The organism is Aggregatimonas sangjinii (genome assembly GCF_005943945.1).
Classification (GTDB): Bacteria; Bacteroidota; Bacteroidia; order Flavobacteriales; family Flavobacteriaceae; genus Pelagihabitans; species Pelagihabitans sangjinii.
Window position 1 is genome coordinate 2,166,773 of record NZ_CP040710.1, and the last position, 14,632, is coordinate 2,181,404.

12 protein-coding genes, 1 other RNA gene and 1 pseudogene are annotated in these 14,632 nt (G+C 41.0%); 7 read left to right on the forward strand and 7 right to left on the reverse strand.

Translation table 11 applies throughout. The features are described from left to right. Positions 1-84: 84 nt before the first annotated feature. Positions 85-1,308: a peroxiredoxin family protein gene (locus tag FGM00_RS08855; protein WP_138852559.1), complete on the reverse strand. Its 1,224-nt coding sequence runs from the start codon at positions 1,306-1,308 to the stop codon at positions 85-87. A 131-nt stretch (positions 1,309-1,439) separates the two neighbouring features. On the opposite strand from FGM00_RS08855, the gene pheT reads away from it, so the two are divergent. After that, positions 1,440-3,866, forward strand: coding sequence for a phenylalanine--tRNA ligase subunit beta (gene pheT, locus FGM00_RS08860; protein WP_138852560.1), 2,427 nt, complete (start codon positions 1,440-1,442; stop codon positions 3,864-3,866). 107 nt (positions 3,867-3,973) lie between these two features. On the opposite strand, the gene FGM00_RS08865 is transcribed toward pheT, so the two are convergent. Then, a complete protein-coding gene (locus tag FGM00_RS08865) occupies positions 3,974-4,525 on the reverse strand; it encodes a fasciclin domain-containing protein (protein ID WP_138852561.1) in 552 nt (183 codons plus the stop codon). A gap of 203 nt (positions 4,526-4,728) precedes the next feature. On the opposite strand from FGM00_RS08865, the gene FGM00_RS08870 reads away from it, so the two are divergent. Then, positions 4,729-5,448 (forward strand): hypothetical protein, encoded by a 720-nt coding sequence (locus FGM00_RS08870; RefSeq protein ID WP_138852562.1) that lies wholly within the window; start codon positions 4,729-4,731, stop codon positions 5,446-5,448. 96 nt (positions 5,449-5,544) lie between these two features. Here FGM00_RS08870 and FGM00_RS08875 read toward each other — a convergent pair whose 3' ends face one another. Next, positions 5,545-6,675 (reverse strand): hypothetical protein, encoded by a 1,131-nt coding sequence (locus tag FGM00_RS08875; RefSeq protein WP_138852563.1) that lies wholly within the window; start codon positions 6,673-6,675, stop codon positions 5,545-5,547. A 25-nt stretch (positions 6,676-6,700) separates the two neighbouring features. After that, entirely contained in the window at positions 6,701-8,329 is a 1,629-nt protein-coding gene (locus tag FGM00_RS08880) for an ABC-F family ATP-binding cassette domain-containing protein (protein ID WP_138852564.1), read from the reverse strand. Between the two features lie 177 nt (positions 8,330-8,506). Between FGM00_RS08880 and FGM00_RS08885 the strand changes: the two genes are divergently transcribed. After that, positions 8,507-9,892 carry a transaldolase gene (locus FGM00_RS08885; protein ID WP_138852565.1) on the forward strand — a complete coding sequence of 462 codons (1,386 nt, stop codon included), beginning with the start codon at positions 8,507-8,509 and terminating at the stop codon, positions 9,890-9,892. Positions 9,893-9,962: 70 nt separating this feature from the next. Here the strand turns inward: FGM00_RS08885 and fsa are convergent, their stop codons facing one another. The 3 genes from fsa to ffs form a co-directional block, all read right to left on the reverse strand. Further along, positions 9,963-10,616, reverse strand: coding sequence for a fructose-6-phosphate aldolase (gene fsa, locus FGM00_RS08890; RefSeq protein ID WP_138852566.1), 654 nt, complete (start codon positions 10,614-10,616; stop codon positions 9,963-9,965). 165 nt (positions 10,617-10,781) lie between these two features. Next, positions 10,782-11,591 (reverse strand): SDR family oxidoreductase, encoded by an 810-nt coding sequence (locus FGM00_RS08895; protein ID WP_138852567.1) that lies wholly within the window; start codon positions 11,589-11,591, stop codon positions 10,782-10,784. Positions 11,592-11,690: 99 nt separating this feature from the next. Further along, positions 11,691-11,789, reverse strand: an RNA gene (gene ffs, locus FGM00_RS08900) — signal recognition particle sRNA small type. Positions 11,790-11,961: 172 nt separating this feature from the next. Here ffs and FGM00_RS19950 point away from each other — a divergent pair. From FGM00_RS19950 to FGM00_RS08915, 4 genes and pseudogenes are all read left to right on the forward strand, one after another. Continuing rightward, positions 11,962-12,204, forward strand: a pseudogene (locus tag FGM00_RS19950) (IS1595 family transposase); the annotation flags it as partial. Beyond that, positions 12,093-13,010, forward strand: a complete 918-nt coding sequence (locus FGM00_RS08905) for a hypothetical protein (RefSeq protein WP_138852568.1) — start codon at positions 12,093-12,095, stop codon at positions 13,008-13,010. The pseudogene FGM00_RS19950 and the gene FGM00_RS08905, both read left to right, overlap by 112 nt. Beyond that, positions 13,003-13,602 carry a hypothetical protein gene (locus tag FGM00_RS08910; protein WP_175416208.1) on the forward strand — a complete coding sequence of 200 codons (600 nt, stop codon included), beginning with the start codon at positions 13,003-13,005 and terminating at the stop codon, positions 13,600-13,602. Before FGM00_RS08905 ends, FGM00_RS08910 begins: the two co-directional genes overlap by 8 nt. Positions 13,603-14,055: 453 nt before the next feature. Beyond that, positions 14,056-14,550 (forward strand): hypothetical protein, encoded by a 495-nt coding sequence (locus FGM00_RS08915; RefSeq protein WP_138852570.1) that lies wholly within the window; start codon positions 14,056-14,058, stop codon positions 14,548-14,550. Positions 14,551-14,632: the final 82 nt, after the last annotated feature.

Sequence of the window (14,632 nt, forward strand, 5' to 3'; positions counted from 1 at the left end):
CAAATCGATATATCATAGTAGGTAGTTATGTTTTGGGAAACCGGGCGCAGCGAAGGCAAGCGTCATTTTAAAAATGGAAATAGCCTACTCCGCCAGAAGTGCCTTTACGAAAACATCGAATTCTTTCTTAAACAGCTCGTATTTTTCACCCGTTGCAGGACCATTGAAACCAGTATGTATTTTTTGGACTTCACCACTTTTATCAATGTAGATAGTAGTAGGATAGGAAAGTACATGGTTCAGCATAGGCAGTTTTTTCTGCGCTTCTTCCTTGTCGGAGGTGCCGTATTGTGCCAAGAGAACAGGATATTCCACCCCAATTCTGTCAGTAAATCTCTTGATACTTGCAAACGCTTTTTCTTTGGTCTTGGCATATTCGAATGCCAGGGCGACTATTTCTAAATCCTGGTTTTGATTTTCTTTAAGGTATTGCGTGTAGTATTTTGTTTCATCTAGGCAATTAGGACACCAAGATCCCATAATCTGAACCAACACTACTTTGTCCTGAAACCGCTGGTCCGTTAGCGAAACCATCTTCCCCTCTGCGTCCGGAAATTCAAAGGCCAACTTTTCGTAACCATCGTTTAAGTAAGTAAGCGAATCAGTGCTGGGAAGATTATAGGATTCGTTGCGTTTTGCACTAAAGGTTTCCTTGGAATGGTTTCCGGAATAGAACGCTCCGTTTAGCGTACTATCGGAAACCTTCGCGGTAAACAGAAAAGCATGCGCACCGTCGAAGGCCGACACCTTTAACGAATCGCCATCCACGATACCGTCGAGAAAACGATAATCACCTGTTGTAGTTTCAAAAGTTCCGGTAACGGTATCCCCGTTTTGTTTGAAGATTCCTTTTGCGATGTATTCATCTCCTGTGCCGGGATTAAAATTGGTCTCCCAAATACCGGTCACATTTTCATGCGACGCCCCTCGGGCATCAAACCGCGACTGTTGATCAAAAGTGGCTTCAAAAGGCACGATACGGTCCAAGCTTTCCTTGATAAATTCACCTTTCATTTTATCTGTCGTAAATGTAGCCGCTAGATACCCTTCGAAAACAGGAGTTCTAATGATAATGGAATCATTGTCAATTTGAATCTCATCGACTAAAATAACCTCCTCCGCATTATACACCTCCATTTCGTACGCTCCAGATTCGGCCCGAAACAATTTAAAATTAAAAGGCAGCACTTGACCATCCATAACGGCCAACTCGGCACGCCACATCCCCAAAGATGGTTCAACTGGTTCGGTATCTTTACAAGCACTACTCAGAGCGAACATGATGAGGAGTAATACGATATTTTTCATGTGGAATTATTTTTTGAAAATCGAAATAACGATTAAATACTTACACTAAAAAATTAAAAGCAATTCTATAACAAAGCGTTTGACGGACTAGTTGCATTGTTTTATCTTTATCGGCTTTAAAAACCGACCCGATGCACATATCTTACAACTGGCTAAAACAGTTTCTCAAACTTGATTGGGAAGCCAGTGAAACTGCGGAACTTCTTACAGATCTCGGCTTAGAAGTAGAGGGTGTTGCTACATATGAATCGATAAAGGGAAGCCTTCAGGGTGTTGTGGTCGGCCATGTACTCAGTTGTGAAAAACATCCGAATGCCGACAAACTCAAACTAACCATTGTGGACATCGGTACGGAGGGTGCGGTTCAAATTGTCTGTGGTGCGCCTAACGTAGCAAAGGGACAAAAGGTGCCCGTAGCGACTATCGGAACGACGCTTTATACCAAAGATGGTGAACCTTGGACCATAAAAAAGGGGAAGATCAGAGGAGAGGAAAGTCACGGAATGATTTGTGCCGAGGATGAATTAGGGCTTGGCGCAAGCCATGATGGCATCATGATTCTGGACGATTCTCTCAAGGCAGGAACGCCATGCAGCGAGATTTTAGAAGTAGAGGTAGATGAAGTTTTTGAAATCGGGCTTACCCCCAACCGAGCCGATGCGATGAGCCATTTTGGCGTCGCACGTGACCTTAAAGCCGGGCTTTTGCAAAGAAAAACAAAGCTTGAGCTGATTACTCCTTCGGTCAGTAAATTTCACGTCGATAATCGTTCCTTAAAAATGGAGGTCGTTGTCGAGAACAGCGAACTCGCTCCGCGCTACTGTGGTATTACTCTCAGCAATTTAATCGTTCAACCATCTCCTGACTGGTTGAAAAACAGATTGAAGGCTATTGGTCTAACCCCTAAAAATAATTTGGTAGACGCTACCAACTATGTACTCCACGAATTAGGGCAGCCGATGCACGCTTTCGATGCCGACCGGATATTCGGCAATAAAATAGTCGTAAAGAAAATGCCTTCGGGCACGAAATTCATGACACTTGATGGGGAAGAGCGTGAACTGCATGAAGATGACCTTATGATTTGTGATGCTGAAAAACCGATGTGTATCGCAGGGGTTTTCGGCGGAATCAATACCGGCGTCACTGAAAATACCAAAGCTATATTTTTGGAAAGCGCTTATTTTGATCCTGTATCGATTCGAAAGACGGCGAAACGACATGGCTTGAACACGGATGCTTCCTTTCGTTTTGAACGGGGCATCGACATCGAGAATGTAGAATACGCCTTAAAGCGTGCGGCCTTACTCATTAAGGAATTGGCAGGGGGGAATATCACCTCTGACCTTATAGATTTCTATCCAAAAAAGAAAAAGGACCACCAAGTATTCCTCTCTTTCGAAAAAACGAACAGATTGATTGGTCAGGAGATACCCCGCGACATGATCAAATCTATTTTGGCCTCGCTGGAAATAAAGGTCAACAACATGACCGAGACGGGCCTTGGCCTTACCATACCGTCGTACCGTGTAGATGTAGTTCGGGAAGTGGATGTTATCGAGGAGGTTCTGCGCGTTTATGGTTACAACAATATTGATTTCAAAAAGAAATTAAACGCTTCTATTGCCCCTATTTCCAGATTGGAAGACCATAAGTTGCAGACCATTATAGGAAATCAATTGGCGGCATCGGGTTTTTTTGAAATTCTGACGAATAGCCTCACTTCTCCCGAGTATGTGGCTTACTTGGAAGATTTGAATACCGAACAATCAGTTCATATGCTGAATCCATTGAGCAATGACCTCGCCGCCATGCGACAATCGATGTTGTTCAATGGTCTGGAAGCTTTGTCTTATAATATCAACCGTAAGAAGCAACATCTTAAATTTTTCGAATTCGGAAAGACCTACCATCAATACGGTGATAAACGAGAGGAAAACAAGCACCTTGCATTATTACTGACCGGAAACCGCACGGAAGAGGGTTGGGCGAACGACAGACAAGCGGTCGATTTCTTTTATCTGAAATCCGTTATTCAAAATATTTTCGATAGACTGGGTGTTGGAGTATCCCATACCCATCCAACGGAAAACCGTATATTTTCAGAAGGAATTGGCCTCGGAGAGAAAAAGCGAACCTTGGTCGAATTCGGAATGGTACGAAAATCCGTCTTAAAGAAATTCGATGTAAAGCAAGATGTTCTTTATGCCGATTTCAACTGGGATGCCCTAGCTGAATTGGCCGGTAAAATCCCTATAGTTTTTAAGGATATTCCAAAATATCCAGAGGTAAAACGGGATTTGGCCTTGCTATTGAATGAAAATACACCATTTAGGGAGGTATACGAAATCGCTACCCAGACAGAGCGGAAATACCTGAAAGCAGTGAATCTTTTCGACGTATATACCGGAAGCAAACTGCCCGATGGTAAAAAGTCATATGCCGTAAGCTTTACGCTACAGAACGAGGAAGGCACACTTACCGAAAAGCAAATCGATAAAATTATGGCGAAACTACAATTGCGCTACGAAAAAGAACTGAATGCGCAATTGCGCTAATTTAGGACTGCTTCATATATCATTCGCCCCTTTTCACCAACTTGGTGGTGGTATTGAATTTCGAGAAGTAATTACCATAACGGATAGCCCGTACATCTGTAGGGAACCTATAGTTTTGCGGGAAGGAACACACTATCTATTTCATGAATAACTCCGTTGCTCTGCTCGGAATCGGCAGTAGTGATTCTTGCGGTATTACCATTACTATCGGTGAGTACGATATCGATACCGCTCATCGTGGCAATCAATTCATCACCCTGAACGGTTGTAAAGGAAGCCCGACCAGCGCCTCTACACATTTCCTTTAAGATTTTAGACGCCGAAAAATTACCGGCCACGATATGGTACGTAATGAGTGTTTTGAGATTCTTTTTATTTTGAGGAAGTAGTAACTCATCTATTTTCCCGCTGGTCAATTTTTCGAAGGCAATGTCAGATGGTGCAAATACGGTAAATGGTCCCTCCTCGTTTAGAATTTCTTCCAATTCGGCTGCTTCGATTACCGCTAGAAGGGTCGTATGATTTTGTGAATTCGCCGTATTGGTCGCAATACTCTCCTTTGGGTTCATTCTTTGTAGTTCCCGGCTGTTCTCCTGGGCAAAAATTAGGTTAGCGAAAAGCACTAAGAGGATGGTGAGGGGCTGCGTCAAGTATTTCATGAATTTCAAAGTCGTTTTAGGTACAATTTGGGGGATATTATCGATGAACGGTTAATTTAATCGACAAATTACAACTATTTGAGATTTTTGTTGAAAAGAACGAAGACCTTACATCGAAATTAACAAATTATTAACATTAACAATTCTGAGCCCTATTTTTTTCAAGTGGAATTCGTTAACTTTGAAACGCTAAAGAAAAGAAAATGAGAATAAAAATGACTAACATCGAGGAGAAGCTCGAAAGACTTCGGGCAAATGAAAATGAAGGCGACAAAATTCTAGACGCCGTTCGCGAAATTTTAGAGAAAGACGCGCAAAAGCAGACGAATATCCAAAAGAACTTGCAGGGAAACACACCTGTTGTCGGGAATGCTTTTGATTTTGATTTGTTGGAGACGGACAAAATCTACCACATCAGCCAAATTAAAAAAATCTGTATCGATTATCGATTGCGGTTTTTAAGCTCCAAGTACTTTAAAGGTGAAATTCCACAAGAGGCCTTTTCCAAAATAAAGCAGATAGAAAAGGAACATGAAATTGAAGTAAAAGGCTTTAAAATCGTGGCGCCGTCGAAGCTTTTCAAATTGGCCGATAAAGATGACCCCTTGTTGTTCGCTCCTATCGGTAACGATTACTACTATTTAATTCACAAGTGGGGCAACGACCTTCATCCCTTGCGAAAATTACTGGTATTGCCTTTTAAGAATATCGTAAACCTTGCCGTGTTGGTGTTTTTGATCAGCTGTCTTTGTACCGCGTTGGTACCGGACGGGCTCTTTTCAAAATCAGGTTCCGGATCGGAAAAGATGGTTATTTTCTTTTTTATGTTCAAGTGTATCGCTTCCGTAGTCATATTCTATGGTTTCGCCTTGGGCAAGAATTTTAATCCCGCCATTTGGAACAGCAAATATTTTAATGCATAATCGACATCGATTTTCGCTATTAGTGAATGTGAATAAAAAAAAGCATCCCGCTCTAGTCGGGATGCTTTTTTTATCTGATAAATTACAAGAACTTTTCTATTTCACTATAATGTTAAATGGTATTCCGTCTACATTGATATTGTCGATTACCGCTGGCATTGTTCCCGTACGCACCCTTAGAAGACCTCCTTTATTCGTCGCTCCGGTTTTCTTGTACCCGATAAGCAAATAGTCGTTCTTTTCATCGTAGCCGACCATCGTGGTGGTCTCTATCTCATATTCGAACTCGCGCTCTGCCTCTGTTAAAAAATTCTCATAGGGATACAGTGTATTCAAATTATTCGAAAAATCATAAACCGCTGGAATAAGAGGATATACACTGAACTGTTCGGCAGCTCGTTCATAATACATTTTTCCTTCTTCATCGAAATTGTTCACTTCTGAAGTCACAAATTGCGGTTCTTTTCCAGACTGGTACTGAATAAACTGGGTCGTTAGCGTTTCACTATCCAAAAGTGTGTGTAGCTCGTCGTAGCAAATGATCACATTATCATCCACATTACGTAATAATTTTTGGGCATCGTAGCCTAGGCCCATCTCGATCAATATACTGTTGGTCTGACTATCTAGGACCGTTAAAAAATTTTCATCGGTCACTTGGTCATCTATTGTCAGCACAAATAATCTTTCGTTGGTAAAGCTTAGGTGTACCGGCTTCTTGTTCAAGGGAATATCAACATCCGCCGTGGCCGTTCCGTTTAAATCAAAAGCTCTTACAAAATATTCGGTGGTCGAGGCATCTATTTCAACACCGTAGGCAACGTACCCTTTAGTGGCCGTATGGGCAACCGCGTAGGCCGTCAGGTTGCAAGAACCTAGGTCTGAGAAAAGTTCGATAGTTTTGGAAGTCTCATCACTAAAATCGAACCTTAAAAAGGTGGCATTACAGTTTCCCGTTTGCCGATAGAATGAGAAAACAGTTCCATCTTTATAACTAAGGGAAGGTGAGGTCGCTTCGCTGAATTGACTATCGGTCGTACCTAAAGTAATCGTTTCGGCGGTGGCATCTAGGGGTATACCATCAAGACCACTAGCCGAATTTACCAAAAGCGTATAGCTAGCATCCGCCCCGGGGTTGCTAGTTTCGTTGTCGATTTCCTCTGATTTTTCACAGGAAAAAACAATAGCGCAAACCAAGAACAGGTAAAAAAGGGGGTAGGTTTTCATGATGTAAGGATTTGAGTTTCACAAATTACACGGGAACCGCGTACATTTTGCTTCGCAGCTCCTTAATTGTCTTGTCAGACATGTATTCATCAAACGTCAAATGTCTATCAATGTTGCCTTTAGGCGTCAATTCTATAATACGATCGGCAACCGTTTCCGCAAACTCGTGGTCATGGGTGGTAAACAGTACCGTTCCCTTGAAGTTTTTCAAGGAGTTGTTGAAGGCCGTGATACTTTCTAAATCCAGATGGTTCGTAGGCTCATCGAGCATCAGAACATTAGCCCGAAGCATCATCATTCTGCTGAGCATACACCTTACTTTTTCCCCTCCGGATAGCACCGTACATTTCTTAAGGGCTTCCTCCCCACTAAACAACATCTTCCCTAAAAAACCGCGAATGTAGACCTCTTCCCGTTCTTCTTCTGTCTTTGCCCATTGTCGCAGCCAATCGACGAGATTTATATGCTGCGTAAAAAAATCGGAGTTATCGGCTGGCAAATAGGACTGAGAGGTAGTTATTCCCCATTTGAAATCACCTGCATTGGCCTTTCTGTTTCCATTGATAATCTCATAAAAAGCGGTCGTGGCACGGGAATCTTTTGAAATGATGGCCACTTTATCGCCTTTTGCCAGGTTAATGTTCACATTTTGAAACAACTGATCCCCATCTTCGGAAATAGCGGAAAGGCCTTCTACACCCAAAATCTGATCGCCCGCTTCCCGCTCCCTATCAAATATAATAGCAGGATAACGCCGACTCGATGGCTTAATGTCTTCTACCTTTAACTTAGATAACATTTTCTTTCGGCTGGTGGCTTGCTTGCTTTTGGCCACATTGGCACTGAATCGCATGATGAATTCCTGCAGTTCTTTCGCCTTTTCCTCCGATTTCTTATTCTGTTGCGCTCTTTGGCGTGCCGCGAGCTGACTACTTTCGTACCAGAAAGTGTAATTACCGCTATACAGGTTCATCTTTCCAAAATCGATATCCCCTATGTGCGTACAAACCGAATCTAGAAAATGACGATCGTGCGATACCACAATCACGGTATTTTCATAATCGGCCAGAAAGCGCTCTAACCAGCTTATGGTATCATAATCCAGATCGTTCGTAGGTTCATCCATAATAAGTACATCGGGAGAGCCAAAAAGTGCCTGTGCCAATAGTACCCGCACTTTCAATTTAGAGTCTACATCTTTCATAAGGGTATAATGCAGCTCCTCTGCTATACCTAAGTTCGATAATAATGCAGCGGCGTCACTATCTGCGTTCCAGCCGTTCATCTCCTCAAATTTAACCTGCAACTCCCCTATTCTATCGGCATTTTCATCGCTGTAATCGGCATAAAGGGCATCTATTTCTTTTTTGATAGCGAAAAGGTCCTTATTTCCCATGACTACCGTTTCCAACACCGTTGATTCGTCGTAGGCATTATGGTTCTGCTCCAGAATAGACATACGCTTGCCCGGCTCTAGATGTACATGACCTGAAGTGGGGTCCTGTTGTCCGGATAGGATTTTTAAAAATGTGGATTTTCCAGCACCGTTTGCTCCGATCACACCATAACAATTTCCTTGAGTAAACGAAACGTTGACCTCGTCGAACAAGACTCTTTTCCCGAATTGTACCGATAGATTTGAAACCGACAACATACCTTTTGCTTTTTAAAATTCGTGCAAAAATAAGGAAATTTAAATCCTTGACCAATAAACTTACATTCGTCACCTCTTGTCGAAAGATTAACGCAATCAGTTAACTTTTAACGCACTATTAACAGCTGACAGCCTGTTGCTTACTTAATTTTGATTCATTCAATACGCAAGTCCTATATGATAAGAGTTTTACTTTATCTACTTCTTATTTTATTATTTGGTTGCACTTCTCAGGAAAAAAAATCCCCCGGCGTTTTTTTTGCGGGCGAGATTGTAAATCCTACCGGGGACAAAATAGTGCTGTATAAAGGTGACAAAGTCGTCGACTCTTCCAGCTTGGATAAAAACAACAGATTTTCTTTTCAATTTGACTCTATCGCTGAAGGCTTATACCATTTTGATCATGCGCCCGAGCTACAATACGTTTATTTGGCGCAAGGGGATAGTCTGGTCATTCGTTTAAATACGATGGATTTTGACGAATCATTGATTTTTTCCGGAACAGGTTCGGAAATCAATAATTTTCTATTGGAGCTTTTTCTTGCCAACGAGGAAGAAGATTCTAAAATATCGGCTTGGTATGAATTGGAAGCAAGTGAATTTTTGGGAAAAATAGACGAACTTCAAAAAGAGAAATTCGAAACACTGGGAGAACTCATCAAAGATGGGAATCTTTCCCAGAATCAGCGTAATCTAGCCAAGGCCAGTATCGTCTATAACTACAACACCTATAAAGAACAGTACCCCTTTAGACATCGACGGTATTCCGACCATGGTGTTTTAGAGAAACTACCGGATAATTTTTACCAGTATCGCAAAAGTGTCGACTATGGGAATGAGCAGCTGACCTATTTGAGACCCTATTATGAGTTTATGGTCAACCATATTCAGAATCTATCTTTTATGAGTTGCACCAAAGAATGTCAGATGAAAGAAGGCGTGGTTCAAAAGCAGCTTCATTTTAACGAACACAAACTCCATCTGATCGATAGCCTGGTTTCTGAAAAGGAATTGAAAGACAATCTGTATCGTCATGTAGCTTTCAACTATCTTTTAAAGGTTCACGATTATCCGGAGAACAACAAACGATTTATTACGAAATTTCACGAATTGTCAAATAACAACAGACACCTTGACGAAATAGACGAATTGTACGAGGGTATTGAAAACCTGCAACCACAAAAATCCATCCCGGACGTCTATGTCACCAATTTTGCCGGGGATAGTTTATCGTTAAGGGAAATAGGAAAAGAGGGGAAAACGGTTTTTTATTTTTGGTCGGCAGTTGATAAAAAACACTTCAATAGCATTAAAAAGCGGGTGGCGGAGCTAACGGTTAAAAATCCGGAGTACAAATACGTCGGCATTAATATGAAAACAAGTAAGGACACTTGGAAGGGAATGGTCGAAGATTCAAGATTGAACAAAGACCAACAATATCGGGCCCACGACTTCTCGAAGTTGACCAAATCACTTATTATCTATCCGGAGAACAAATGCGTTATTACCAATGATGCGGTCATCGTCGATGCTTTTTCAAATATTTATTCCGCATTTCGATAGCACCGAATAGACCTGCAGGACAATAAAAAAAGCCTGGTTGCCCAGGCCTTTATACTTTCATGAATACCTTTTAATTTCCTTTCTGATAGTCTGCCAAGAATTTGGCCAAACCACTGTCGGTAAGCGGATGCTTTAACAACCCTTCGATTGCGGAAAGTGGTCCTGTCATGACATCGGCGCCAAGCTTGGCACAATCGATTACGTGCATGGTATGTCGTACGGAAGCTGCGAGAATTTGTGTTTCGAAAGCGTAGTTATCGTAGATATGGCGTATTTCGGCAATAAGATTTAAGCCATCGGTTGAAATGTCATCCAATCGCCCGATAAAAGGCGATACATAAGTGGCTCCCGCTTTGGCCGCCAATAAGGCCTGCCCGGGAGAGAACACTAGCGTACAGTTCGTTCGTATTCCCTTATCGGAAAAATATTTTAACGCCTTTACACCTTCTTTGATCATAGGTACTTTTACTACGATTTGGTCATGAAGCTCGGCAAGTTCTTCACCTTCCTTCACCATGGCGTCAAATTCCGTGGCTATTACTTCTGCGGAAACATCGCCTTCAACGATAGTACAGATGTCCACATAGTGCTTTAAAATACTATTACGGCCGGAAATACCTTCTTTCGCCATTAACGACGGATTCGTCGTAACCCCGTCTAGAACTCCCAAGGCCTGGGCTTCACGAATCTGGTCTAAATTGGCTGTGTCAATAAAAAATTTCATACTCTTTTAGTTATTTAATGAAAATACGTCTTAAACTATTATTGTAATCAACTCGAGGGCTTGCCCAAGAGGCATTCGAAAAGAAAAGACCTTATGTCCTCAAGGCAAACCGCCTTCCAGCAGTCAGGACTGCCGACAGATGCAACTCTCGATTACCGAGTAAAGCTACAATTTATAATGCTTTAATAGAAGTTTCTCAAATACTTTCTGAGGGAGCATCTTCTTGAGCAAAATCGAGAGTCTTTGCGAGGTAGCGCCTACCTTGTAGCTTACTTTCGGGCTTTTCGAAGAGATGATTTTTTCAACGGCCAAGGCAACTTGAACAGGATTTTCGCCATGAGCAACACTCTCGTTAATATTTTCTAAGGTGCTATTGTACTTTTCGTAATACGGTGATTCCTTATCGGCTGTTACATGAAATCGTCCTGCGGCAATATTCGTGGCAAAATCACCAGGAGCGAGATTGGTGATTTTTACGCCAAAGTCCTTGACTTCCATTCGCATGGCCTCCGTAACGATTTCCAAGGCGCTCTTTGAAGCAGAATAAATACCGCGATACGGCAACCCCATAAAACCTGCTATTGAAGTGATATTTATAATGAGTCCGCTCCGCTGTTTCCGCATTTGGGGCAAAACCGACTTCGCTACCAACAACGGACCGTGAAAATTAATGGCAAAGGCGTTTGCAATCTCTTCATGGGGCGTTTCCTCTATAGGTCCCGTTATCCCGACACCTGCATTATTTACAAGTACGTCTACCCTACCCTCCAAGGCAATCAACTCAGCAACCGCTGCAGCTATGGTTTCCGCATTTCGAACATCTAGCTCGAGCAGAGCAAAGTCGTCGAAATCCGGATACTTGGCCTTACTTCGGGTCGTACCATAAACGATATGTCCTTTTGATTTTAGATAGGTGCCTATTGATTTTCCGATTCCGGAAGAGCCACCCGTTATGAGAACCACCTTACTTTGCATAGCGCTGCAAATTAGTGAAATAATCAAAGTGAAGAACGGTTAATTTTAAAAGCATCCTCGTTCTTTTTTTGGTACCCGCCAGTAAATTCAGGGTACAAAAAAAGGCAAGCTACCTACATCGCACCGCTACAACCATATACCCTTGCTGCGTTCCCACCCTGGGGGATTCTACAGGAGCTGGTCGTGTAGGACTTGCCAATTGCAAATATACTATCTTTTTAATTCATTTTTTACGGTTCATCCCATATTTTTGATCGGCAAGTCTATCCTAAATGTCGGGATAATTGTGAAGTGATAAAACTTTGTTTAAATATCCGTAATCGCTCATAATTTGTCTGGGATGTCTATCTTTTGGGGAAAACGCAAAGATATGAATCTATTTACCTTTGCGGCCCACTTCGACAGCGAGAAGGCCTGCCGCCCACATTTCAAGGAATAGCGCTACAGAACCGGTTTTACAAGCAAGTGCCATACCGGGCACTTCTGGATAAGGAGCAGGTGGTGCTACGAGTACAAGAAATACCGCAGCCGTACCTCACTGCGCAGCAGGACGGTGATGCAGGGCTCGAACCTTCCATTTCTGTTATGGTACAAAGCGATGTTCCTGCTGACGTGGTTGTTTTTGAAGAATCTTTGAAAGTTTTTATAAGCCCAGAGAACTATAGTTTCAAAGATGAGAGCTATGTATTTAGTCTTTCTTATTTGCACTATAATTCAAAAAACGAATTGATTAAATATGACTTAAATGAGAATGGTATAGGTATTGGTATTACGACCACTATAAATACAAAAGCCAATTTAAATTTATCCGCTAAGTGTCAAACGATGTATATCGTAATTACTGATGGCTACAGTGATGGCTCTTCAGATTCCTATATTATAGGTACTTATCAAGAATGTGATGGCGGAGGCGGCGGAGGCGGCGGTAATTGGGATGGTGGCAACCTTGTTGACAATGAAGAAGATATATTACCTCCGAGTTGTAAAAGTTTTGATTTCAAACAAGACGTAGATGGCTTAAATTGGCAAGAATCAGCTGTAAAAGGTATTTATTTTAAAGTATATTTGACATATACAACCCCTCCGTATCTTGAGTATAGTTACACAGTCAGACTAAATGAGCCTGTGTTATTTGGAGCTCCTATGGAAGGAAGGCATGGCGAATTACCTTCTGGAAAATTGGCATCGGCATCCGCTCATTTTTTAAACGAAATGATGAAAAAAACAGTTGATAAATATGATAGAACAAGAGTAAATCCGAGCGTAGTAGAAGCCTATTTTAAGGATGAATTACGAGATGAGTATAACAAATACATTGTCGGTGGAAGGGTAAATACCAATTATATGGGGAATTTGAATCCAACAACTTATAGAGCAACAACAGATGGTGGTTTTGATGGATGCGAAAAAAATGATTGATTTAAAAGAAATAGATTCTTTAGCCTACGAGTTTTACCCAAAAAACGTATCCTCCATTGAGGAAAGGCATAAATATCATGAAAGTATTGAATATAACTTTTTGATTAAATCTTTGGATGAAAAGAATAGTATCTATGACTTAAATAAATTAAAATCAGTTTTTAGTACCGTTGAAACAACGTTTAATGTAAAAATTGAAAACTATACTCTATCGTCTTGGTTAGATAGATGTCATAATTGGCAATTTTTATTAAATGAAAACGCAGATACTCCAAGGAAAATAGTAATGTGTTTAAATATTAGCAAGATAATACCTGCTTATCTAGTTTATATTTTAGAAGTTGAATTTGATGAAAAAATAGGAAGACTAAAGTATTCCCCGAGGAGAAACGAATTACTTGAAACGAAAGTTTACAAACAAGTTATCTCAGAAATTGAAGATATTATTAGCTCATTGTTAACAATAAGCCGTTTTCCAATGCATATTTTGAGTACTAAAATTATGGACTTAAGCTTTCAAGACATCAAAATAGGGGAATTCACTTACTTAAATGCATTTTTTCTGAATTCATATAATACAAGATTTGTTTAAATTATGATAAATAAGATATTTTTCTCCTTAATTATTATACTCTTTCTGATAGGAATATTTATGAGCAATAGTCCATCATTTATTTTTAACTATTACGACAGTTATTCCAAAATTACCTATCGAACAATTGTTTTAAATATGGCACAGTTGTTACTTATTTTGTTCGTATTTAGATTTCTCTTTTTAAGAATAAAATTATATTATGAGAGGTGAAAGCGTTATTCTGTATACTTCCCCTAAGTGAAGGCTTCCCTGTTAACGAAATGAATTAACGAATTTTAATGTGGCGAAGGATGAAGATTGTGACCTTTAATATCCCATCTTTGAAATTGGATTTTTCAAAGTGAATATTTACCCTTTGGTAGCCTTCAAAAACAGGGAAGCCTTCACTAATTTTGAAGTAAAATTATTATCCGAAAGTATAACCCCGTAACAAAAGAACATGAGACCGTTTTGATAATCAAGAGTAAAGTGGTGCGGCAAGCTTTTGATTTAAACGTTCCCTTAGACATGGTAGACGTGGTAACCGGTTCAAAGTCGCTATTGGAACCCAAAGAGATAGTAGGCTTTGATGAACTGATCGCTGTTTTGGGTGTTCCCGATGCTATAAAACTTAGCTTTAACGCAGATGCCAATTTTGCAATCGGTATCGCCAGTTCGTTCGATATTGTCGGTTTCATGAAAGGTGAAGATACCGGCAAAATTTTCGCCTATGCTCCGGTAGGTGGTGGTGGCCCTATTTCATTTACTTCAGGCTTCGGCGCTAGTTTTTCGGTTGAGGCGGGTCTGGTGTTTGATAATGGCTCTTTGGATGATTTTAACAAAGGTATTTTTGAAGGAAAAGAGGCTTCCCTATCGGGTTCCTATGGCCCCCTGGGGGCTTCGGTCTTTGTCGGGATACCTGAGTTTGGACTTCTTCCCCCTTTATCAAGGATTCACTCTTGGTAGGTCTTGGGGCACTCCGTTTGATGTAAATGGAACACTGTGGGCTCCTGATTCCTATCTACTACAAGAGGATTTAAATAAACGG

Bases quoted from the DNA above. Each gene is read 5' to 3' on its own strand.
- FGM00_RS08855 (WP_138852559.1), bottom strand. From the start codon at position 1,308: ATGAAAAATATCGTATTACTCCTCATCATGTTCGCTCTGAGTAGTGCT.
- pheT (WP_138852560.1), top strand. From the start codon at position 1,440: ATGCACATATCTTACAACTGGCTAAAACAGTTTCTCAAACTTGATTGG.
- FGM00_RS08865 (WP_138852561.1), bottom strand. From the start codon at position 4,525: ATGAAATACTTGACGCAGCCCCTCACCATCCTCTTAGTGCTTTTCGCT.
- FGM00_RS08870 (WP_138852562.1), top strand. From the start codon at position 4,729: ATGAGAATAAAAATGACTAACATCGAGGAGAAGCTCGAAAGACTTCGG.
- FGM00_RS08875 (WP_138852563.1), bottom strand. From the start codon at position 6,675: ATGAAAACCTACCCCCTTTTTTACCTGTTCTTGGTTTGCGCTATTGTT.
- FGM00_RS08880 (WP_138852564.1), bottom strand. From the start codon at position 8,329: ATGTTGTCGGTTTCAAATCTATCGGTACAATTCGGGAAAAGAGTCTTG.
- FGM00_RS08885 (WP_138852565.1), top strand. From the start codon at position 8,507: ATGATAAGAGTTTTACTTTATCTACTTCTTATTTTATTATTTGGTTGC.
- fsa (WP_138852566.1), bottom strand. From the start codon at position 10,616: ATGAAATTTTTTATTGACACAGCCAATTTAGACCAGATTCGTGAAGCC.
- FGM00_RS08895 (WP_138852567.1), bottom strand. From the start codon at position 11,591: ATGCAAAGTAAGGTGGTTCTCATAACGGGTGGCTCTTCCGGAATCGGA.
- FGM00_RS08910 (WP_175416208.1), top strand. From the start codon at position 13,003: ATGATTGATTTAAAAGAAATAGATTCTTTAGCCTACGAGTTTTACCCA.